Source organism: Sporosarcina sp. ZBG7A, from assembly GCF_000813425.1.
In the GTDB taxonomy this organism is placed as follows: domain Bacteria; phylum Bacillota; class Bacilli; order Bacillales_A; family Planococcaceae; genus Sporosarcina.
Map to the genome: position 1 here is coordinate 1 of NZ_JWIB01000015.1, position 21,478 is coordinate 21,478.

At 41.6% G+C, this 21,478-nt stretch carries 20 protein-coding genes; 9 read left to right on the forward strand and 11 right to left on the reverse strand.

Features of this window, described 5'->3' with window-relative positions; all coding sequences use genetic code 11:
• The first annotated feature begins 135 nt into the window (after positions 1-135).
• From RL70_RS06420 to RL70_RS06435, 4 genes are all read left to right on the forward strand, one after another.
• Positions 136-954, forward strand: coding sequence for a YihY/virulence factor BrkB family protein (locus tag RL70_RS06420; RefSeq protein ID WP_039042596.1), 819 nt, complete (start codon positions 136-138; stop codon positions 952-954).
• Positions 955-1,632: a response regulator transcription factor gene (locus RL70_RS06425; protein ID WP_039042597.1), complete on the forward strand. Its 678-nt coding sequence runs from the start codon at positions 955-957 to the stop codon at positions 1,630-1,632.
• Positions 1,629-3,008: a cell wall metabolism sensor histidine kinase WalK gene (locus RL70_RS06430; protein ID WP_039042598.1), complete on the forward strand. Its 1,380-nt coding sequence runs from the start codon at positions 1,629-1,631 to the stop codon at positions 3,006-3,008. Before RL70_RS06425 ends, RL70_RS06430 begins: the two co-directional genes overlap by 4 nt.
• Positions 3,009-3,081: 73 nt before the next feature.
• Positions 3,082-3,480, forward strand: coding sequence for a hypothetical protein (locus tag RL70_RS06435; RefSeq protein WP_039042599.1), 399 nt, complete (start codon positions 3,082-3,084; stop codon positions 3,478-3,480).
• Between the two features lie 191 nt (positions 3,481-3,671).
• Here RL70_RS06435 and RL70_RS06440 read toward each other — a convergent pair whose 3' ends face one another.
• The 9 genes from RL70_RS06440 to RL70_RS06480 form a co-directional block, all read right to left on the reverse strand.
• Positions 3,672-5,213, reverse strand: coding sequence for a cation acetate symporter (locus tag RL70_RS06440; protein WP_039042600.1), 1,542 nt, complete (start codon positions 5,211-5,213; stop codon positions 3,672-3,674).
• A gap of 14 nt (positions 5,214-5,227) precedes the next feature.
• Positions 5,228-5,590 carry a DUF485 domain-containing protein gene (locus RL70_RS06445; RefSeq protein WP_231567244.1) on the reverse strand — a complete coding sequence of 121 codons (363 nt, stop codon included), beginning with the start codon at positions 5,588-5,590 and terminating at the stop codon, positions 5,228-5,230.
• A gap of 262 nt (positions 5,591-5,852) precedes the next feature.
• Positions 5,853-6,551, reverse strand: a complete 699-nt coding sequence (locus tag RL70_RS06450; RefSeq protein WP_039042601.1) for a hypothetical protein — start codon at positions 6,549-6,551, stop codon at positions 5,853-5,855.
• Positions 6,532-7,422, reverse strand: coding sequence for an ABC transporter ATP-binding protein (locus tag RL70_RS06455; RefSeq protein ID WP_039042602.1), 891 nt, complete (start codon positions 7,420-7,422; stop codon positions 6,532-6,534). Before RL70_RS06455 ends, RL70_RS06450 begins: the two co-directional genes overlap by 20 nt.
• A 16-nt stretch (positions 7,423-7,438) precedes the next feature.
• Complete coding sequence (locus tag RL70_RS06460) at positions 7,439-8,593, reverse strand: hypothetical protein (protein ID WP_039042603.1); 1,155 nt, start codon at positions 8,591-8,593, stop codon at positions 7,439-7,441.
• 27 nt (positions 8,594-8,620) lie between these two features.
• Positions 8,621-9,832, reverse strand: coding sequence for a hypothetical protein (locus tag RL70_RS06465; RefSeq protein ID WP_039042604.1), 1,212 nt, complete (start codon positions 9,830-9,832; stop codon positions 8,621-8,623).
• Between the two features lie 102 nt (positions 9,833-9,934).
• The gene (locus tag RL70_RS06470; protein WP_039042605.1) at positions 9,935-10,912 is read right to left on the reverse strand and encodes an MBL fold metallo-hydrolase; all 978 of its coding nucleotides are present in this window, start codon (positions 10,910-10,912) and stop codon (positions 9,935-9,937) included.
• Positions 10,913-11,051: 139 nt separating this feature from the next.
• Positions 11,052-12,518, reverse strand: coding sequence for an MDR family MFS transporter (locus tag RL70_RS06475; RefSeq protein WP_052245814.1), 1,467 nt, complete (start codon positions 12,516-12,518; stop codon positions 11,052-11,054).
• 40 nt (positions 12,519-12,558) lie between these two features.
• Positions 12,559-12,978: a MarR family winged helix-turn-helix transcriptional regulator gene (locus tag RL70_RS06480; protein WP_052245815.1), complete on the reverse strand. Its 420-nt coding sequence runs from the start codon at positions 12,976-12,978 to the stop codon at positions 12,559-12,561.
• A 253-nt stretch (positions 12,979-13,231) separates the two neighbouring features.
• Here RL70_RS06480 and cls point away from each other — a divergent pair, with 253 nt between their 5' ends.
• Entirely contained in the window at positions 13,232-14,686 is a 1,455-nt protein-coding gene (gene cls / locus RL70_RS06485; RefSeq protein WP_039042606.1) for a cardiolipin synthase, read from the forward strand.
• 59 nt (positions 14,687-14,745) lie between these two features.
• Here the strand turns inward: cls and topB are convergent, their stop codons facing one another.
• Positions 14,746-16,887 carry a type IA DNA topoisomerase gene (gene topB / locus RL70_RS06490; protein ID WP_039042607.1) on the reverse strand — a complete coding sequence of 714 codons (2,142 nt, stop codon included), beginning with the start codon at positions 16,885-16,887 and terminating at the stop codon, positions 14,746-14,748.
• Between the two features lie 209 nt (positions 16,888-17,096).
• On the opposite strand from topB, the gene RL70_RS06495 reads away from it, so the two are divergent.
• On the forward strand, positions 17,097-17,636 hold the full coding sequence (locus tag RL70_RS06495; protein ID WP_039042608.1) for a CueP family metal-binding protein: 540 nt from the start codon (positions 17,097-17,099) through the stop codon (positions 17,634-17,636).
• 136 nt (positions 17,637-17,772) lie between these two features.
• Here the strand turns inward: RL70_RS06495 and RL70_RS06500 are convergent, their stop codons facing one another.
• On the reverse strand, positions 17,773-18,117 hold the full coding sequence (locus RL70_RS06500) for a DoxX family protein (protein ID WP_039042609.1): 345 nt from the start codon (positions 18,115-18,117) through the stop codon (positions 17,773-17,775).
• Between the two features lie 466 nt (positions 18,118-18,583).
• On the opposite strand from RL70_RS06500, the gene RL70_RS06505 reads away from it, so the two are divergent.
• From RL70_RS06505 to RL70_RS06515, 3 genes are all read left to right on the forward strand, one after another.
• On the forward strand, positions 18,584-19,420 hold the full coding sequence (locus tag RL70_RS06505) for a metallophosphoesterase (protein ID WP_039042610.1): 837 nt from the start codon (positions 18,584-18,586) through the stop codon (positions 19,418-19,420).
• 25 nt (positions 19,421-19,445) lie between these two features.
• Entirely contained in the window at positions 19,446-20,093 is a 648-nt protein-coding gene (locus RL70_RS06510) for a response regulator transcription factor (RefSeq protein ID WP_039042611.1), read from the forward strand.
• Positions 20,094-20,172: 79 nt separating this feature from the next.
• Complete coding sequence (locus RL70_RS06515) at positions 20,173-21,456, forward strand: cell wall metabolism sensor histidine kinase WalK (RefSeq protein ID WP_197054088.1); 1,284 nt, start codon at positions 20,173-20,175, stop codon at positions 21,454-21,456.
• Positions 21,457-21,478: the final 22 nt, after the last annotated feature.

Here is a 21,478-nt window from a genome sequence, read left to right on the forward strand (position 1 = left end):
AGGACGTTGCCGGGCAATTTGGAAAGCGAGTCAAGGAATTTATTCCTTGACTCGCTTTTTTATTATCCACTTGTAGTATATGATGATAGAAAAAGGAATGTCCCGGCATATACTATATGAAAAAGGAGTCTGTGAATGAATACAGGATTGCGTGTGCTACGACGATTTGTAAAAGAACGATTCTTTGATCAGGCTGCTCAAACTGCTTATTACTTATTGTTATCGATGTTGCCATTTTTTATTTTCGTCATCTCGTTACTGAATTTGTTTCCTGTTAATGAAGAAATTTTGTTTCGATTTTTACGTCCGTTCATTCCCGAGCAATCATTTCAACTAATTGAAGACAATGTCCGTGAAGTCTTACGAAATGGTAAGGGCAAATGGCTATATTTCAGTTTAGCAGGGGCTTTCTGGTTATCGTCTGTCACGGTACAATCTTTAGCGCGTTCACTTGACTTAGCGAATGGGTATATACGTAGAAGAGGATATTGGTTATCGTTATTTCGTGATCTTGGCGTTACATTATTGTTCATGTTCGTTGTACCACTCTCGATAGTACTTCCTTTTATTGAAAATATTCTTCATCAAGTAATTGCTTATTATGATCGAATCGATGATTGGCAAGGATGGCTATTTTTGTGGCCAAAAATAAAATGGGGGCTAGGCACGTTGTTTTTGTTTGCCTTTTTCCTACTCTTCTATAAAATTGTTCCAAGTGGGAAAGTATTGTTTCGGCAGGCCATTCCAGGTGCGTTACTCTCGACGATTGGGTGGCAACTGTTTTCTTATTTGTTTGGTGGATGGGTGACAGCCGTGGATTATACACGGTTATATGGTCAGTTAGCTGGAATCATTATGCTCGTGATTTGGTTTTACATGACCGCCGTCATCATCTTAATTTCTGGGCTGTTGAATGCAGAATGGAGTAAGTCAAAAAAGAAGGAAGTGGGATAGATGCTAACGATTTTGGTGGTCGATGATGACCCGAATATTTTAGAGCTGGTACGAATTACATTATCCGCAGCCAGCTATACAGTGATGAAAGCGAAAAACGGAAGGGAAGCACTTGAACTTATGGAACAAGAGGTACCGGATCTTGCGGTAGTCGATGTCATGATGCCGGAGATGGACGGTTATACGCTCACGAGGAAACTGCGATCGGATTGGGATATTCCTGTTCTCCTTCTTACTGCAAAAGGGGAACTAGAGGATAAGGAAAAGGGATTTCTAGCGGGATCGGATGACTATCTTGTGAAGCCATTTGAGCCGAAAGAATTGCTGTTTCGAATTCGTGCCATCCTACGACGTTATGATAAAGCGGTGGATGTCTTTATCCAAGCCGGACCGTTGTCTATTAATCGTCAAACGTATGAAGTGTCTATTGGAAAAAAAGTATTGCTCCTGCCTTTGAAGGAGTTTGAGCTGTTGTCTGTCCTTGCATCACGCCCGAATCAGGTATTTACTCGGGAGGTATTGTTGGATCGGGTGTGGGGATTCGATTACGAAGGTGACGAGCAGACGCTGAACGTTCATATTAAGCGTTTGAGGGACAAGCTGGAAGGATTGCCAGAGCAAGTGAGTATCGTGACGGTTCGTGGGGTCGGCTATAAGCTGGACACGAGTGCGATATGAAATCACTCTATGGAAAGTTTCTGCTGTATACGGCAGGAATCATGGTGTTCAGTGGACTTACAGCGTTTCTGGCGGTTAACACGTATTATCATCGGAATTTAAAAGATTCGAATGATGAAAAAAATATGAATATCGTTCGTCAACTTGCGAACTATATTGAAGAAACAACGCCGGAAGAATTGGATCTTTACTTGAAAACGCAAGCGTCAGCAGGATATAAACTATTGCTTGTAAGTGACGATTTAGAAGGTCGACGTTACGGTCAATCATTCCGACTGGATAACTTAAAAGAAAAAGATGTGAAGTCCGTCCTTAATGGCGGAGACTATCACGGCATGAAAAACTTCCCCACAGAAACATTCGTTACGGGCTTCTTTTCGGATGAAACCGCGAATACAGTCGGCGTCCCATTCACATATAGGGGTAAAGAGTATGCCCTGTTTTTACGTCCAGACATCAAGTTGCTCTTTACAGAAGTCCATTACTTACTGGGTGGTATGGTCATTGTGATGGCCATAGCGAGCCTACTTGCGATGTTAATAGTAGCGAAGCGGCTGATTCATCCAATCACCCAGCTGACGCTTGCAACGAAAAAGGTCGGGAAAGAAGAATTCAGTGGCATCTTACCAATTCATCAGCAAGACGAAATTGGACAGTTGGCTGAAAGCTTTCAGAAAATGACTAAGCGTCTTAAAGAGAATGACTTGATCCGCAAGAAGTTCATAAGTGATGTATCTCACGACTTCCAATCACCGCTATTAAACATTAAAGGATATGCAGGGCTGCTGATGGATGAGACCCTGCCTAACGAAGAGCGTGCGGGGTATGCGAAGGTCATTCAGGCTGAGACGGATCGATTATCTTCTTTGACAAAACAATTGTTATTATTAACATCACTCGATCAGATGATGAGTCCCTTGAAGCCTGTTACGTATGATGTGAGTGAGCAGTTGAGAGACACAGTCCGCAAATATCGTTGGCTTCTTGAAGAAAAACAAATCTCACTTTCTATGGAGATTGAGGATTCAGAGCTAACTGGAGATCCTGCGTTCCTTGAAAAAGTATGGGAGAACTTATTGTCCAATGCGCTGAAGTATACGCCGGATTATGGAACAATCGAAGTCTCTTTAGTATCTACAGAACACTCCATAACTGTACAAATTGGTGATTCAGGGATTGGCATAGCGGAAGAAAATCTTGCTCACATTTTTAATCGGTTTTATCGGGAAGACGATTCGCGTACAATTGCAGCAGAAGGAACGGGGCTGGGATTGTCGATTGTCCAGCAAGTGACAGAGTTGCATAATGGGACGATTACCGTAACAAGTGAAAAGGGGAAGGGGACAGTCTTCATCGTGACCTTACCGAAATTGTAATGTCTTGTACATGTTGCGTTCATGTTGAGATTGTATGATTAAGATAATCAGAACGATACAGGAGGAATTCAACATGCAGGAAAAATGGAGTATACGTTTAATCCGAATTGCAGCGATATTTGGCTTGGTCGGAACTGTGCTTGGTTCACATATGGCGGGTTCAGGGTCATATGCGTTTAAACCGATACACGCACACATTTTACTCGTGGGCTGGTTATCCGTCTTTTCATGGGGCGTGTTTTATAAAATTTGCCGCGTCCGTGCAACAAAACTCGTGGCAGTTCACGGTTGGACAGCGATTATTGGATCAATTGGATTGACTACGGGTATGTGGCTCCAGTTCATTCAACCCTTTAATATTAATGAAACGTTTTCGCTTGTCTTTTATATTGTAGGTGGAACGATTCTGTTGCTCGCATTTGCGCTATTCGTTTTAATGACGTTTCTTGTGGAACGTACAGAGAAACGATAAGTGATTTAATCTAGCCGCTCCTAATTGTAGGGGCGGTTTTTCAGTGCGAATAGATGAGCACTTGCTTGAAATTGACGAAGCGCTCCATCCCATGAGCTACCCGATTCCTTATATTAAAAAACCAGCGAATCTGCCACTAGTTAGTGACAAACTCGCTGGTCTTCAACTATTAATTCAAATACGCTCTTGCTTCACAACCCACGATAACCAGTTTCCGCTTTGAAACGGACCTCTGCATACGAAACTTCAGCTTCTTCATGACGTTTTGCACCAACATATGTCCCGATGATAGCTGCTAAGAATCCAGCTGGAATCGAGATGATTGCCGGATTCACGAATGGGAAGAGTGGATCTCCCACGAAGAATGCAGCTCCTGGAACTGGATTAATGACGTTAGGACTGACCGCAACTAGTACGAGTGCTGTGATCAACCCCGTCAGCATGGATGCAACTGCACCTGTCGTATTGAACTTGCGCCAGTAGATTGTTAACAAGATCGTAGGTACGTTTGCGGATGCTGCAATACAGAATGCAAGGGACACAAGGAACGCTACATTCAGTTTTTCAGAACCAAGTGCCAGTAAGATAGAGACAATACCAACACTGATTGCAGCGATACGAGCCGCTTTCACTTGCTGCTTCTCGGTTACTTTGCCTTTCATGATAATTTCAGCATAAAGGTCATGGGCTATGGCAGAAGCACCCGATAACACGAGCCCTGCGACTACAGCAAGAATCGTTGCAAACGCAACCGCTGCGACGAATGACTCCAATGCATCGCCACCTAGTACGCCTGCTAGCATCGGTGCAGCCATGTTACCTGCTGCGTTCTCTGCAATGATTGCCTTCGACCCTACGAACTTCGCAGCACCAAATCCGAGGAAAATCGTCAATACGTAGAAAATCCCGATAATCCATACTGCATAGACAACTGACGAACGTGCAGTCTTTGCATCTTTTACCGTAAAGAAGCGCATCAAAATGTGAGGAAGCCCGGCAGTTCCTAACACCAGAGCAAGCAACACGGAAATTAAACCAATCGGATCTTTATAAACAACCCCTGAATGCAGGAAGGACTCGCCGTGGTCGGTCGCAGTCCGCATAACATCGAACATACCAACAAAGTTAAAGTTGAATTTCATCAGCACAAGGAAAGAAATCACGATTGTTCCAATCATGAGTAAGATTGCTTTAACGATCTGAACCCAGCTAGTAGCTGTCATCCCGCCGAACAGCACGTAAATGAGCATCATAATTCCTACGATCATAACAGAGATCCAATAGTCAATTCCAAACAATAACTTGATCAGCGCGCCTGCACCGACGAGTTGAGCGAGCATGTAAAAGAGTACAATTGTGATCGTATTCAGCGCTGCAGCCCCTCGTACTTTCTTTGCGCCAAACCGTGAACCGATCATATCGGCCATAGTATATTTGCCGAGATTTCGAAGAGGCTCGGCAATTAAGAACAACACAACAAGGTATGCTGTGAGGAATCCGACACTGTAGTAAAACCCATCAAATCCATTCAATGAAATCGCACCGGCAATTCCAAGGAATGAAGCAGCAGACAAATAGTCGCCTGCAATGGCCATACCGTTTTGCCAGCCAGTCAGTGAACCACCTGCGGTATAAAAATCACTGGCAGTCTGCGTTTGTTTCGCAGCCCAGTACGTAATATAGAGTGTCAATAAAATTACAGCAAAAAAGATTGCGATGGAAATGAAGCTCATAAACGGAATCCCCCTTAGTCTCTAACGTGTTTTTTGATAATCTGTTCAACATCTTTATCGAAATCACGTGCTTTTTTTACATAGATCTGAGTAAACACCCATACCATCACAAACAATCCGAACGCATACACCCATGTCCATGTCATCCAGCCAATGGCCCGCGTTTCTAAAATGGATGTGTATCCTGTCAAAATAGGCAGCAAGAGATAAATCGCAAAAAATGCAATAACATAGGGTGTCAAAAAGCGATTCTTCTTTTTGACCAGAAGCTTAAACTCAGGAGTTTCAATAATTCGTTCATAATCTAACTTCCCATCATTCGTGCGTGGCAGATCAGGTTCTCTGCGCAACTCCGATTCTTTCAACTCGATTGTCAATTCCCCATCCCCTTTACGGATTCGTTCGAATTAGTTGGATTTCTTTGAAACTCATCCCCCAATGAATTCCAAACAGTGAATCACCTTCCAATAATCCTGTTTGTCCAACGTATCAAATAGACAGAAAATAAGCAATATTATTTTTAAATAAGATAATAAGTCGTCATTAAATAACTACATTCAAAAACCGTGAATGCCTAAGTGAAAGGCAACCACGGTTCTATACATACAATGACTCATTCAAATCAGACCATTTGTTTTGTTAAGTATCTGTGGGACGGAAGGTGATTAACGAAGTGTCGGTTACACGGAGCCACTGACCCTCTTTCAGTTTCACGGTACTTTCCGTACGACCAATCGTTCCGCCGATCAACTCATAGAGAATGGAATCCTTTTCTTTCTCAAGAATTTGTAAATAACCGTAGCCTTGGTCCAAGGAAATCGTATAGGTTCCTGCCTTAATATCTGTCCCTACTTCCCATACGCCAGCAGTCAGGTCAGTATTCGGGGATGTGGGCGCGGTGAAAATATTGATAGAATCATACCCTCCATCCGCTCGCACTGTATAAGATTCTTCCACAGACACTGTCAGGCTTGTAGCACCTGCATAATCCCCAACAATCTCCCGCAAAATTTGCTCTCCTTTGGAATCGAAAATAGAAATATTACCAGTAGGGTAGCCTGTAATCATATAACGCCCAGTCTTTAGTTTCAATTCTTCCCCTGTCTTAGGGACAACTGGAACTGATACAGCCTCAGCTCCCGGATTGCTGCGATCCACAGTCGTAAAGATTGCAGGATTCACAGGATTGATCAATTCATCTTTTTCATCACCTGTCAGCTCGAAGTTCTGCTCATATCGAACTGTTGGCTCAGACGTTGAAATTTGTTTAGCCTGACAACCTGACAAAAGCAGCCATACAAATACCAGCATGCCGCCATTACGAATAATATTTTTCATAATACTCCACCGTCCCGAGTGGCCCTACCGTCAGATTATGTCCAAACTGACCAAGTATCTGCTCAACCCACCGCGTTTGTTCCGGTAAGGTTAGACCGTCCAGCGGTATACAGAGTAAATGCTCTGCGATGTACACGTGTGCAGCAGGAAGTTCAACCGTCGTCTTCAGTTCATCATAACCAACTGGGTTCAGCTCTACCTTTAAATAGATGTCGCGATCTTCTGTGAAACGCTGTTCATGGACGATTTTACCTTCTTTTAAGAAGATAACTCGATCTGCATAAAGGTCGAGATTTTCCAATAAATGCGATGCGACGAAAATTAGTTTGCCTTTACTTTTCATTTCCGACAAACAATCTGAAATCAGTGCAACGTTCGTAACGTCGAGCCCATTCATCACCTCATCCATCAGCATTACAGTTGTATCTGATGCCATCATCATCGCAAAGCAGAGCCGCTGACGCATTCCGAGTGAATACGTTTTTGTTTTCTTCTTCACATAATGGGTCATCTGAAGTTTGTCGATAATGGCGGGGACATGTTTTGACGAGCCGTTCCACATCGATGCATACAGATTCAAGTGAGCGGTGCCAGAGAGTTCATCAAACAAATCCTTCTGTTCAGGAAATGTGGTTAATAGTTTATGGATCAGGACCTCTTCCTTCTCATTCCGATACGTATATTTCCCGTCAATAAGCACCCGTCCGGAATCAGGTTTCGTATAATTCGCGATAATATTGAATAGTGTCGTCTTTCCTGTTCCGTTCGGTGCTGCAACTCCGATGATCTCTCCCTTTTCAGCGGTGAAATTCAAGTGATCCAGTACGATTTTATCCTGATAGGAAATTGATAGATCTGATAGTTTTAGCAAGGTCATCCCTCCTGTTTTAGTTCTGCTTACCGGGTGCTAATGGATGTGGGGTGTACTGTAGTTTTGTCTTCATGTATAGCACGGCCATCATTACGAGTGATAACCCAGCGAACCACGAGAGTGCGCGCAGATAGTCCGTAGATGCGCTATCGTACCTCATCGCAGCCTCTCCGCTTAGAACAGCACCGATATCGATCATAGCAAGAGGACGTAGCCAGCTCGCATCGATTCCTGCTGAAAGAAGAAGGGTGGGCAGCAGCAGTAGGAAAACGATGGATAAAACCGTTGCGTACATATTTTTGGTTAGACTGCTTACTAAAATAGAAGCAACTAATAACAGAAAACTGATGAGCAGAAATGCTAGAAGCTGCAAAAGTACATAGTGAACAGTCGACACCGCAGAAAAATTACCGCCTGAATAGAGAAGGACTGGTGAAGTAAAGCTGCCCCAACCAGTTTTCAATGCTACATACACACTACCAATTCCAATCCCTGCAGCGAGGAAAACGAAAATTTGACCTAGGTGAATTCCCACTTTACTGAAAATTTTCTGCAAAAATGAAACAGGCAGTCCGTTCATGACGGAGCGATTCTGCTGATCATGCAATAGCATACTGCTGCCGATCAGCAGGACAAGGAGACTGAATGGTAAACCGCTGATTGTATCGAGCGCAGCAGGTATGTAATTGCTTGCTACAAACGGATTGGGAACGATGGAGACATTATGCTTCTTATAATAGTTCAGCAAAGCCACTTCTTTATGGATCTCTTCTTTTGAGAAAATGTAGTTTGGATGAATTCCTTTGTTTCCAGCATCGTGTAATTCGAGCCGCAGTTCATTAAGCCGGAGCCCATCCGCAATGTATGAGTCGTTTTCTTCTTCATCCCAAAGGTAGAATCGTTGCATATTGATGAGAGAGGCTTGCTCAGTAAGATTATCGTAAATCTCCTGCCCCTCTTTCGTCGCTCGCATCTCCTCAGGGAAGGCTTTGAAGATTGAGTGGAATTGCTCTGCCTCTACGTTTTTCTGGTCTTGCAGCGTTTCGATATCAGTTTGACTGTACTGCAAAAAGTAAATCGGGAAAAACAGGATAACTGCCATTCCGAGTAGCCAATTCTTTCGATTGTGTAGCAACATCTTTGTTTCAAATAGGAGGTAGTTCCATCTCATAGTTTGCTCATTCCTTATCAGATGATTTCATCGAGACTGATAGAGCCTTCGTTTGGTGACTACACGAGAGAGGACAAATAGGACTGCTTCGATGATTGCAGCTGTAATTAGTAGTACAATAATCCCTTTAGCTAACGTAATCGTCTCAGTGTTTAATAAGAAGTTTTTTTCACCCGTCACAATTTTCCCGAAATCAAAATAGGTTTGCGGAAAATAGCTGATGTCGATACCTAAGATGTCGCGAGTCGTTCTTGTATCGTATAGACGTTCCGAAAAGATCACGAATGTGCCAAGCAAGAGGACGAGCCACTCGTTCTTCAATAGTAGACTGAGAATGACATTGATACGTATGAGAAGAAATAGTAACAGCGGGAGGGCAGCTAGTGATAGGCCTATAAATTTCACCATACTGATTACTCCGTATTCTTCGATTGAAAATGTATTTTGGGCGGTCATAATGGGCACATGCAAATTAAAATACCCGAATCCGAATTGCGAGGATAAGACAAAAAAGCCTGTAAGAAGAACAGTGATTAAGACGAGAAGTGTATAACTAAATGCAGCTAGTGTTTTCAAATTTAACTGTCGATACCAAGACATAGGAAGACCTTGTAACACCGTCCGATGAGTTCGATCGCGTGACAAGATATCACTGCTGAAGTAAACGGCACAAAATAAGAAGAAATAAAATCCATACGTGTGTAGAAAGGTTTGCAATGATTGAATACCGGTCTTTTCAAATAGCAGAGCTTCTGTTATCCGTCGATCATTCATCAAGTAATCCTCATAGCGGAGCATCGTCTGATGATAAAGGTGTTCCCGATCTTTGCCGGGGTAAGGAGAGTATTTGAACAGATTTTCATCTTGCAGATAAACGGAAGGATCCGACTCAAGATAGTAGGCGCGCAAGTGGAGATACCGTAAAAAATTGCGGTCTTCATAGGAGTTGAGTAGTGCGCTGAACAATCCGTGGTCATAATCGTTTCTGGCAAAAACCGGGTCTCCCGTCATTAAAATAATTCCAGTATTTCCGCTCTTCATGCGTTGGTTTTGTTCCACTTCCACCCCAGTTAAATATTCTTTTATTTCTTCTGGGTGGAACGTTTCCTTAGTTTCTCGGTTCGGGACGAGGAGAAAGCAATAACTGATAAGTAACACCCCGATGAACAGAAGAAAAGGAATCGTCCGCTTGCTTTTAGCGGTCAGTAAAAATTCATGTATAAAGTAGGTGCGATTCATCCCAGCTTCCCCTTTTTAGTAGACTCGTCCTGTGTTCACTGTAAGTATATTGGAAATCTATGTATCAACTATACAGTGTATTCGAAAAATTACAACACCAAATCAGTTGCAATTTTTCTCTGAATAACCAGAGGAGAGCGTCTCGCCATGCTTCAATAACTGTAAATGACAATCTTCCAGTTCCCGGTGTCTCCATTCGATAAGTAGGCGATCCAATGCTTCTTCTGTCGTATCATCAGCTAGATAAAAAGCTCCGTAGTGCATCGGAATGAACATCTCAGCCCCGATATCCACAAACGCCTGGATTGCTTCTTCGGGTGTCATATGTTGAGTCCCCATAAACCACTCGGGCTCATAGGCACCTATCGGCATGAGCGCATACGTAATATCGGGGAATTTCTCACCAATCTCACGGAATCCTTGGAAATACCCGCTATCACCAGCAAAGTAAATCGAATCGGGTTTATGCAACGCTTCAGTCGAAGGCTCCATATACCGTTGAATGATCCATCCACCCCAATGTGATGTATTTGTATCTGTAAGCGTACGTTTCGTCCAATGCTGAGCCGGAACAAAGTGGAATTCGACAGAACCAATGCGCACCTGTCCCCACCAAGATAGCTCATAGACTCGATTTTCTTGCATCAGCTTGCGTACTTTAGGTCCGAGTCCTTCAGGAACAAGTACGGCAGGAGTTCCTTTCAGTTTCTTCAATGAAGGAACGTCCATGTGATCATAATGGGAATGTGAGAGCAAAATAATATCGACTGGCGGGATTTCATCCAACGACAGCCCTGGCTCTTCCAATCTTCTACTGAATCCCATCCGACTTGCCCAAACGGGATCCGTCACAATTGTCAAACCAGCGAGCTGTATGAGAAAAGTCGAATGTCCAATCCATGTAATCGTTAACTTGTCCTGATTCGCATGCAGCAATGCCTGTTGCTTGTGGGGAGCTTGTCCAACCACGAAACTCATATCCTTCTGTTTCTTAAAACGTTCCTTTTGCCACCGCAGCAAATCACCAAAATTTGCAGGGCGTGCAGTTGGGTCTAAGTTCCGGTATCGTTTTTGCTTCATAAGTCATCACTCCTTCTACAAGTAAGTGTAGTCGACTTAGCTGCCAGATGCATGTGGTAGCTACAAACAAAAAAGCAGGCACCCTAGTTGGGTACCTGCTAGATAACTTTAATCTTCGTTTAAGCATGATTTGTATTTGTTACATAATTGAACTTTCCTCATCTTCACTCGGTTTTGCTCGATATACAATAAACGATAGAACAACCGCGACTATCGACATCGCAAACGCTATGAAGTATACCAATTCTACACCAGATACTAGCGCTAGATTTATCGCCGCAGGATCAGTTGGCGTTGAGGATTTCTGTAACACGTGTAACTGTCGTGCATTCATAATGCTGATGAACACCGATACCCCGATTGCTCCAGCAACTGGCTGTAGCGTGGACATTACTGCAGTACCGTGTGGATAGAGGTGTTTCGGCAACTGGTTCAGTCCGTTCGTTTCAGCAGGCATCATGATGGCAGAGATAGATAGCATGATGAGGATATAGTAGACGACGACTTGCCACACAGGCGTATCAACGGTCAACTGACTCATCATGAACATCGTACCGCTTAACACAAGGGTTGCAGGAATCATTAACACGCGAGGTCCGAATTTATCAAATAAGGCGCCCATAAATGGTGACATGATCCCGTTTAAAATACTTCCTGGCAATAGAACCAATCCAGCTGTCGCTGCAGTGAGAGCCAGTGGACCTTGCATATAGATCGGCAAAATGATCTCCGAGGCAAACATCGCCATGATGATGATTAAAAACATCACGACTGCATGTGAGAACATCGGATAGCGGAATACGCGCATATTCATGATCGGCTCGTCGAGCTTCAACTGACGCCACACAAATAGCGCAATGCCGATGACTCCCATGCTGATGAACAACCAGACAGTTGGGCTAGCAAATCCATCCTTACTCTCTCCTACGGAACTGAATCCATATACAATGGATCCGAAACCTATTGTCGAGAATAATAGCGATATGAAATCGATTTTAGGTTTCGTCACTTCGGACACATTCACTAAATACTTAGACGCAAATGCGATCGAGAACAATGCAAACGGGATAACCAAGATGAACAAGTAGCGCCATCCTAAATATTCCACAATGACCCCGGATAATGTAGGACCAATTGCGGGGGCAAACATAATGACGAGACCAATCATTCCCATCACTTTTCCGCGACGTTCAGGAGGGTAAATCAGTAGGAAGACATTGAAAATAATTGGCATCAATAAGCCTGTTCCAACAGCCTGGATTAAGCGCCCCATTAGTAAAATCGAGAACGACGGAGCACTCGCGCAAATAATCGTACCAAGTGTAAATACAGCCATCGTTCCTAAAAACAGTTGCCTCGTTGTAAACCATTGAAGCAGTAGCGCAGAAATCGGAATGACGATGGCCATTACGAGCATGAATCCGGTCGCCATCCACTGAACAGCTGATAAAGAAATCGAGAACTCATCCATGAGGGTGACAAGGGCGATATTTAAGAGTGTTTCGTTTAAAATAGCGAAAAACGCCCCGATAATGAGCGTTAACATGATAGGAAGCACTTTCACATTCGGGTTATCCGCTAAGTATTCGTATTGTTTCTGTTCCATTCAAAAACCTCTTTCATCTTTTGTGTGGTTAGCTTAACTTCTATTGATGGTGCTTTCGGATAATCCCTAGCATGTCAACAAAAGAGGAAATTTCTGATGACGAAAAACGATTTTCAATTTCAGTAATCGCTTGAGTAAATGAGTGATCCATCCGTTTGTAGTCCTCCACGATTTTAGGGGTGACGTTTAAGTAATTGACGCGTTTATCGGTAACACTTGGTGTCTTTGTGACAATCCCTTTTGCCACCAGTTCATTTACTTTCACCGTCACCGCGGAGCGGGCCACGTGAAGTGTGTCTGCGAGAAAACTAGCCGTACAGTTTTCGTTATACAAGATCACTTCCATATACAGCAGACTATTATAGGACAAATTTCCATACACCTTATTATGGTTCATTTCTCTAAGGTTTTTCAGAATCTGTTCATAATAGAATTCATCCAACGCATGTATAAGTTTCATGTGTACACATCCTAGTTGTTAAGTAAAACTAATTATAATTGTTTAACTAAGTAATGCAAGTTTGGGGATTGCTAGTCAAAAATCCATCTTATTTTCCCGTAGGATAAACTAATTATTTGGATCATATTCCTTTTTAAAGGGTACATGTTATAGTGAATACTACTTTCTATAAATAACCTATACGTTAAGATGATTTTCAAGAACATTAATGGGTGGTTTTAATTGAAACTGAAGCGAGAAGGATGGTGTAATTATGGGGATAGGATATATAATTACGTTGATTTTATCCATTACGATAGTGATTAATCTTTTATTGTTGGTGGGAGTATTGTTTTTCGAAAGGCGCGATATTGGGAATACGTGGGCGTGGATATTGGTTATGGTGTTTATTCCTATAGCGGGATTTTTCATCTATCTATTCCTTGGACGGAATTTGAAGCAAAAGAACTTCTATAAGCTGACGGATGAAGAGAGAAAAGAAATTGATAATGAAGTGGATCATCAACTATCGACAGTCTATAGAGAGAACGTTCAACAGTCTCCGTTACTCAAGAAACACGGGGAACTAATCCACATGAACTTGATATCATCAGATGCGCTATTATCCTCGGATAATGACATTCAGATCTTTGACGATGGACATCGGAAATTCGATTCCCTCATTGCGGATATCCAAGCAGCTGAGAAGGAAGTTAATATTCAATACTACATCATCCAATCGGACGCATTGGGCACTAGACTCCGTGATGCCTTGACGAAACGAGCTAATGCAGGGGTGAAGGTTCGCCTACTTTACGATGAAGTCGGATCTAAAAAAACCGCACCTAAATTTTTTGATGAACTGCGTGCAGCAGGTGGCGAAGTCGAAGTGTTCTTCCCATCATTTTTCAGATTAATAAACTTCAGAGTCAACAACAGGAATCACCGGAAACTAGTCATTATCGACGGTCGCATTGCGTATATTGGCGGCTTCAATGTAGGAGATGAGTACCTCGGCCTGGACAAAAAATTCGGATACTGGCGGGATACACATCTCAGAATCCAAGGAAAGGCGGTCCATCACATTCAAGGGAAGTTCATACTAGACTGGCATCGGGCTGGGGATAATAAACCCGGTGAATGGGATGAGTATGCATTTCATCTAGAGAAGCAGGGGGGAACAATCCCCATCCAAATCGTTTCGAGTGGGCCGGATTCCGTGACTGAGCACTTGAAGAATATGTACATTAAACTCATTCTGTCAGCGAAAAAGAGTGTGTTCATCCAAACTCCATATTTCATTCCCGATACGAGTTTTATGGATGCGTGTAAAATTGCGCTGTTGTCTGGAGTCGATGTAAGGATCATGATTCCGTGCAAACCGGATCATCCATTTGTCTATTGGGCAACTTGGGCATATGTAGGAGATTTGCTGGATTACGGAGCGAAGATTTTACTTTATGAAAATGGCTTTTTGCATGCGAAAACTATCGTCGTTGACGAGGAAGTGGCGGCAGTGGGGACGATGAACATCGACTCCCGTAGTTTCCACTTAAACTTTGAAGTGAGTGCAATTGTCTACGATGAAAAAGTGGCGAAACAACTGCATGGGCTATTCTTAAAAGACATTGAGGTCAGTTCAGAACTGACACCTGAAAGATATGCAGAGCGATCACTTTTTATCAAATTCAAAGAAGGCATTTCGCGTCTTCTATCACCTGTATTGTAAGAGTGGAACGAAAAACGGAAAGCCTCTTTCTTTGTGAGAGGGCTTTCCGTTTTTATTGGTTATACAAATACTAAGTTCAACTTGCCTTCTTTCAATTCAAGCATGGCATCGAACTTCTGGCCGTTTGCATGAGTAAATCCTTTAATGATGTTCGTTTTTCCTTTCGTACACAGCAGTTTTACTTGAGCTTGGGTGAGGTTCTTTTTCAGGAACTTCCCTGGGAACGTCTGCTTACAGCCGTTTTTATAGTTGCTGCAGCCGTAAAACTCTTTTCTTGCGACGATCATACCATTCCCACATTTCGGACAGGGAGCGACTTCAGTTGCTGTATAGGATTTTCGGCTAGAAGATTTGGATGGTGGCAACACAATATCGATTTTTTGTTGTTCTAGCTGTACGGGAACGTCTTCAAGCAGTTTATAGATGAACTTCGACACGCTTCCTAAAAAATGCCGACCCGTGCCTTCGCCATTCCCGATTTTCTTCAAATACGTTTCCCATTTCGCAGTCATTGAGGGGCTAGCGAGCAAACTGCCCTCAATCGCTTGGCAGAGGACGCGACCTTTATCCGTAATCGACACAATGTTTTTCGTGACAGAAATATAGCCATGTTTTTTAATCGTCTCGATAATATTACTTCGCGTCGCTTCTGTCCCAAGTCCTTCAATTTCTTTTAGAATATCAGTCTCGGTCTGATCTTCAACGAGCTTCCCGCACGTTTTCATCATCGCGATCAATTGACCTTCTGTATACGGTTTGGGTGGCTGGGTAGCCCCCTCTTTAATCCCGATTTCGCTTTGAACCGTTTCGTTCTGCTCAAGAGGTGGAAGGGCAGGTTCTTCCGCTTCCTTTCCTTTTTTAGGAGGCGCGGAAAACAGCTCTTTCCAACCTTTGTCCAGCTCCGTTTTCCCAGTCGTAAAGAAGGGAAGTCCGTTGACGTCTGTCGTCACTTTCGTTTCTGTATATAAATAATCGCGGTGGAACATCGCGAGTGCAGTCCGTACGACTTCTTCATATAAATTACGTTCCAACGGTGCTAACCTTGCTATCGCAGCGGCTGTTGGAACTTTTTTCGTCGGGATAATAGCATAGTGTTCTTGTACTTTTGAACTGTCGACGAAACGTTTTTTAGGCGTCTTCGAAGCGATTTCGAATGGCTGTCCAATGAGCTCTTGGTATTTTTCAACGGATGCCGCTAAGTAATTAAATTCACTCGGCGTAATATGACGCGTGTCCGTACGAGGATATGACACGAGTTTCTTCTCATACAGCGTCTGCATTGTTTTAAGGACTGTCGCAGGACTTGCCTTCCAGCGACGGTTTGCAGTTGCCTGGAGCGTTGAAAGAGAGTGTAACTGTGGCGGTGGCATGCGTTTATCTGTCGTCTTCAATTCCGAGATAGTCCCCGGCGTTCGCTTCGTGATACCGCGACTATTCAATGCATCAGCGATCAGTTCCCGTTTCGGCTCTTTTAACTTGGCTTTCCCTTTATACGTACCATTCGCCGCCTTAAATAAAGCCTCTGCTTCAAAAAACGGTTCCGAAACAAACGTCTCTATTTCACGCTGCCGCTGATAAATCAAATACACGGTCGGTGATTGAACCCGCCCAATAGGGAAGACTTCCTCGATACCTTTCGCTTTCAATAACAGCGTATACAGCCGAGAGCCATTCATCCCAACGAGCCAGTCACTGATCTGGCGGGACTTCGCCTCTTCGTACATCTGCAAATCCTTCTTATTATCTCGTAAGTTTTCAAACCCTTTGATCACTTCATCGGATTCAAGAGAGTTGATCCACAAGCGTTTTATCGTTTGTCCGCGAGCACCCGTCTGATCATAAATGCTATAGAAGATATTCGATCCTTCGCGATCCACATCACATGCGTTGATGACAGTATCCGTGCCCTTAATAAGCTTCTTCACGACTTGGAACTGCTTGAACTTACCCTTCGACACTTGAAACTCATAGCGCTCAGGTAAAATTGGCAAGCTGCCAAGTGACCAGCGTTTCCATGAAGGATTGTATGTATGCGGTTCTTTCAATTCCACGAGATGGCCAACACCCCACGTCAAAAAAGCCCCCTCCGGAAACGTTGGACACGGATGGATTTCCATATAGCCTTCGTGTTTACGGGCAGTGAAGGCGTCTGCGTAGGCTTTTGCTTGGGATGGTTTTTCAGCTAGTATGACCGGTTTCATGATGGCACCTCGATTTTTCATGTTTAGTACGTTGGTTCTGTTAGATTGATTATCTCACATATCGAAAGGGGTTGCTATGAGGGGGAGTAGAGAATAACCCCCCCTTTTAAATTTATGAACATTTGGTGAAAACTGACTATTCAAGAGAATATATGATAAAATGAACGTAGCTAAATTTTTCAATATAAGAAATTGGAGTGGAATAATAAATGAAAAAAGCTCTGTTTTTAATAATGGGTATATTACTAAGCGTAGTGTTAGTAGCTTGTACCAATGATAGTAGTGCACCGCAAGAAGAGGGAAAAAAAGTTGAGGAAAAACAAGATATAAAAGAACAAGTCCATGCTTATAGTATCGGTAAATTTGAAGAGGTAACTGCATCTATTACATCAAATGAGCTACTTGTTACTGATAATGGTAAAAAGACTTCCTTTGACCTTCCTAAGGACGAGTTTTTTGTTTCTATTGCACCGTTTGTTGAAACGACACATGAATGTGCTATCCACAGTTTAACGGGATGCCAAGGGGAACTGGTTGAAAAAGACTTCGATGTTCATATCCAGGATGATGAAGGTAATGTAGTGATGGAGGAAACAGTTACGTCTTTAGAAAATGGGTTTATTGACCTGTGGTTACCGAGGGATCAAACATATCAAGTGAAAATCGAGTATGACGGCAAAGCAGTAGAATCTGAAATCTCTACTTTTGAAGGCGATAATACTTGTATCACAACGATGCAACTAACCTAAAAAAAAGAACCGTGAATGTGCTAATATGTTGTACACCCCAAAAGGTAGAGTCAAACTCTACCTTTTTTCATGTATCTTCTACTAATCGTATATTAGAATAATTCGGATTTTTTTGCTATCGTAGTTTTTAAAATATTTATAAATACATAAAGAATACTATAAATGATAGAATTGTAAGTAATAAAATCATTGCTGTATCTTTAAATGAATCCTTCATACGAATATGTGTTAAAATACCACCGACTCCTGTAATACCAAGTAGAAGTGCCCCAATAAGTGCCGAACTTGGTACCCAATACCCAGTGATTAATAGTGCAGCACCAGCTATTTCAATAATGCCTGTTACCACCCTAAACCACTGGGGGAGTCCCCAAGTCTTAAAATTTTCTATATGCATTTTGGAACCTGTTACTTTTCCAACCCCTGCAATTAGAAATAAAAATATTAATATACCTTGTAGAACATATATTATTATTTCCATATAAAATCCTCCTCTCAAAATAATTTATTAATTGTATGAATCAATTTCATAATAATAGAACCATTGTTAAAGTCCGCGCAGAAAGAGAGTAATCTTCTTTTTCCATCTTGGCTTTACCTTTCGGAGGGCTCGGCTAAAAGTCCAGAAAGATGAAGTTCAATCATTCATTCTCCGAAATCGCCTGGTAAATGATAGTTCTGAACTTTTTAGCTGCCTGCATCGCCTTGAATTTGTTTAGTGGCCAGATGTATTTAGCTAAAAGCGTGGTCATGGATGCCTAGTTAAAACGGCTATTACAAGTGAGGAAACGATGAACGTTCTTGACCACGACTATAAGGATTATAAACACATAGAAGATTGAACTGCCACAGCCTTAGAGGTTGTGGTTTTTTGCTCGTAACATTGGTGTCACACAGAGAATGTATCGTAGTAGTTAGTCTTTAGATAGCAGGAAGGTAGTGTGACTTTGAAGAGAACAATTTGGAGAGTTATTAAATGCTCTTTCATCCTAAGTATAGTTGTAGCTGGAATCATTTTTTATGCATTTAAAATAGAGCCAAAACGTTTGGTGACAAGGGAATTTAAAGTAGAGCTATCATCGGAAGGTGGAGATTCCATCAGAGTTGTTCAGTTTTCAGATGTGCATTTGGGTCCTAATTATTCATTAAAGCAGCTTGAGAATCTGGTCGAAAGAGTAAATAAGCTTGAACCTGACATCATCGCTTTCACGGGTGATTTGATAGATGTACCATCTGCCTTTGAGGGAAGGTCAGAAATAAGTGATATATTGGGTAAACTACGAAGTAGATATGGAAAATATGCTGTTTGGGGGAATCATGACTATGGAGGCGGTGGGGTTAGGTTTTATAAAAATATTATGAGCAAATCAGGATTTAAGCTACTTAAAAATCAGAATAGCGTCATCGAGCTTGATAGTGGAAAAGAAATAACGATTATAGGGTTGGATGATGCGATGCTTGGACACCCGAATATTGAAAAAGCGTATACAGGTGTTGACGATCAGGGGGACAAGTTGCTATTGCTGCATGACCCCGATCTTGTAGACAACATAACGGCTGAACGTTTTGATTTGGCGTTGGCTGGTCACAGTCACGGTGGACAAGTTGTTGTTCCACTATTTGGTCCATTGGTGACACCACCTTTGGCTAAGAAATACACAAAAGGGATGTATCAACTAGCGGAAGACAACTATTTGTATGTGAATAGTGGAATCGGCACGACGAGGATAACTGTGAGATTTTGGAATCCTCCGGAGTTATCAGTGTTTGACTTAGCTATGTAAAATTGATGCGTAGGGGGAATGGGAAATGACTATTTTAATCGCAGATGATGAGCCGCAAATGCTTAAGATACTTTCAGCATATTTTAAAAATGAAGGCTTTGATGTCCTGACGGCTAAAGACGGTCAGGAAGCATTAGATATAGTTGAGTCGGATAAGATCGAGTTGGCTATTTTAGATTGGATGATGCCGAAAATCGATGGCATAGACGTATGTAAATATATAAAGGATACTAGTCAAACTAAAGTTCTGATATTAACAGCGAAAGGTCAAAATCAAGATGAGCTAAAGGCCTTACATAATGGGGCTGATGATTATATCAGGAAGCCATTTGATCCACAAATATTGTTATTAAGGGCTAAAAAACTTATGAATAGTAGCGAGGAAATTAAAGTAAGCGATATAAGGATAATGGAGAATGAAAAAAAAGCGTACAAGCATGAAGAACAATTGCAACTTACCAAAATCGAATATGATTTGTTGCTGTTTTTCAGTAGAAATAAAGGAGTTATCCTATCAAGAGAAACGATTATTAATCGGGTTTGGGGCATGGGTTATGATGGTGATCCTAGAACAGTCGATACGCATATCCGAAGACTAAGAACTAAAATTGGTACTGATATTATCAAAACTTACAGGGGGGTAGGCTATTGTTTGGAGGTGCAGGGAGATTAAAATAGGGACCAAGTTTTCAGTTGGTGTTTCATCCATTGTAATTTGCACGTTTATATTTTTAATAGTAGCAAATATTTTCTTGGTCGACAGATATTATATATATGAGCAAAGAAAGATTTTAAACGAGGTAGCGAACGATATACGTAGTGTTCCCGAAAATAATTTTGTGAGTGACTTGGAACGCATAGAAGAGGAACACGCCGTAACTATTGTATATTCAGAAGTCAGTAGTAATTTAGATCAACTAAATGATAGCATAAAATCAAAATTTGAAATGAAGAAATTAAAGCTAAATAAATTTTGGATTACGGAAAATACGTTAAATACTTTGCAGAACAATAGTGTAAATAAAATATATGATCAAGGTGTAAGTAAATATAAAGTTTTAACGAAATTTATAAAAATAGATAATTATATTATTGCCATAGCGTTACCTTTACCTCATATGGAAGAAACGATCCAAATCATTAATCGGTTTAATATAGTGCTAATGATTGTTTCAGTAATTCTGATTATTTTTTTAGTGGTTATTCTATCTAAAAAAATTACGAAACCTTTAGAATCCTTGAAAGGACTGTCTCAGGATATAGCCAGTTTGAAATTTAGGAAAGAAGAGATTACCACCAATGATGAGATAGGCGATCTTGCAAAAAGTATAAATAGTATGAGTGAGAAATTAGAGAAAGCCCATAATGAGATCAGTGTTCAAAATAAGCGATTGAGAGAACTAATGTCAGATGTGTCCCACGAGTTAAAAACACCACTATCCATAGTGAAAGTGTATGAACAAGGTATAGTGGACGGTTTAGATGACGGAACGTACAGGGATGTAATTGAAGAGCAGATTGAGAAAATGGATTTATTGATAGGGAAGCTTTTGTTCTGGGCAGAGTTAGAAAGTAGTTCATTAAAAAAATGTGATTTTGATATAGGGAAAAGGATTATCGACACTACAGAAAAATACACGCTCATACTACACGAAAACTGTATTGATTTATCATTAAATATAGATGTGGAAAAGGAATATATTATTTGTGCTGAGCAAGAAGGGATAGATGTTGTACTCGATAATTTGGTTACCAATGCTATTAAATATACCAATGATAAGCGTATTGAAATTACGTTAACTAAAGATACTAATGGCGTCAATCTTACAATTGCTAACGGAGTTGGGGATATAGACGAAAGTGATTTAGAAAATATATGGAGACCATTTTATGTATTAGAAAAATCGAGAAGTAAGGAACTTTCTGGTACAGGATTGGGCTTGCCTATTATCAAAACCATTTTGGATAATCACAAACTAGATTATGGATTCAAGTTGAAAAATAATAGATTAACGTTTTTTGTCACATTCGCGTAACGCACTCCCAATACTCTAGTGG

Excerpts from the sequence above, each read along its gene's own strand:
- RL70_RS06420 (WP_039042596.1), top strand. The coding sequence starts at position 136 with ATGAATACAGGATTGCGTGTGCTACGACGATTTGTAAAAGAACGATTC.
- RL70_RS06425 (WP_039042597.1), top strand. The coding sequence starts at position 955 with ATGCTAACGATTTTGGTGGTCGATGATGACCCGAATATTTTAGAGCTG.
- RL70_RS06430 (WP_039042598.1), top strand. The coding sequence starts at position 1,629 with ATGAAATCACTCTATGGAAAGTTTCTGCTGTATACGGCAGGAATCATG.
- RL70_RS06435 (WP_039042599.1), top strand. The coding sequence starts at position 3,082 with ATGCAGGAAAAATGGAGTATACGTTTAATCCGAATTGCAGCGATATTT.
- RL70_RS06440 (WP_039042600.1), bottom strand. The coding sequence starts at position 5,213 with ATGAGCTTCATTTCCATCGCAATCTTTTTTGCTGTAATTTTATTGACA.
- RL70_RS06450 (WP_039042601.1), bottom strand. The coding sequence starts at position 6,551 with ATGAAAAATATTATTCGTAATGGCGGCATGCTGGTATTTGTATGGCTG.
- RL70_RS06460 (WP_039042603.1), bottom strand. The coding sequence starts at position 8,593 with ATGAGATGGAACTACCTCCTATTTGAAACAAAGATGTTGCTACACAAT.
- RL70_RS06465 (WP_039042604.1), bottom strand. The coding sequence starts at position 9,832 with ATGAATCGCACCTACTTTATACATGAATTTTTACTGACCGCTAAAAGC.
- RL70_RS06470 (WP_039042605.1), bottom strand. The coding sequence starts at position 10,912 with ATGAAGCAAAAACGATACCGGAACTTAGACCCAACTGCACGCCCTGCA.
- RL70_RS06475 (WP_052245814.1), bottom strand. The coding sequence starts at position 12,518 with ATGGAACAGAAACAATACGAATACTTAGCGGATAACCCGAATGTGAAA.
- RL70_RS06480 (WP_052245815.1), bottom strand. The coding sequence starts at position 12,978 with ATGAAACTTATACATGCGTTGGATGAATTCTATTATGAACAGATTCTG.
- cls (WP_039042606.1), top strand. The coding sequence starts at position 13,232 with ATGGGGATAGGATATATAATTACGTTGATTTTATCCATTACGATAGTG.
- topB (WP_039042607.1), bottom strand. The coding sequence starts at position 16,887 with ATGAAACCGGTCATACTAGCTGAAAAACCATCCCAAGCAAAAGCCTAC.
- RL70_RS06495 (WP_039042608.1), top strand. The coding sequence starts at position 17,097 with ATGAAAAAAGCTCTGTTTTTAATAATGGGTATATTACTAAGCGTAGTG.
- RL70_RS06500 (WP_039042609.1), bottom strand. The coding sequence starts at position 18,117 with ATGGAAATAATAATATATGTTCTACAAGGTATATTAATATTTTTATTT.
- RL70_RS06510 (WP_039042611.1), top strand. The coding sequence starts at position 19,446 with ATGACTATTTTAATCGCAGATGATGAGCCGCAAATGCTTAAGATACTT.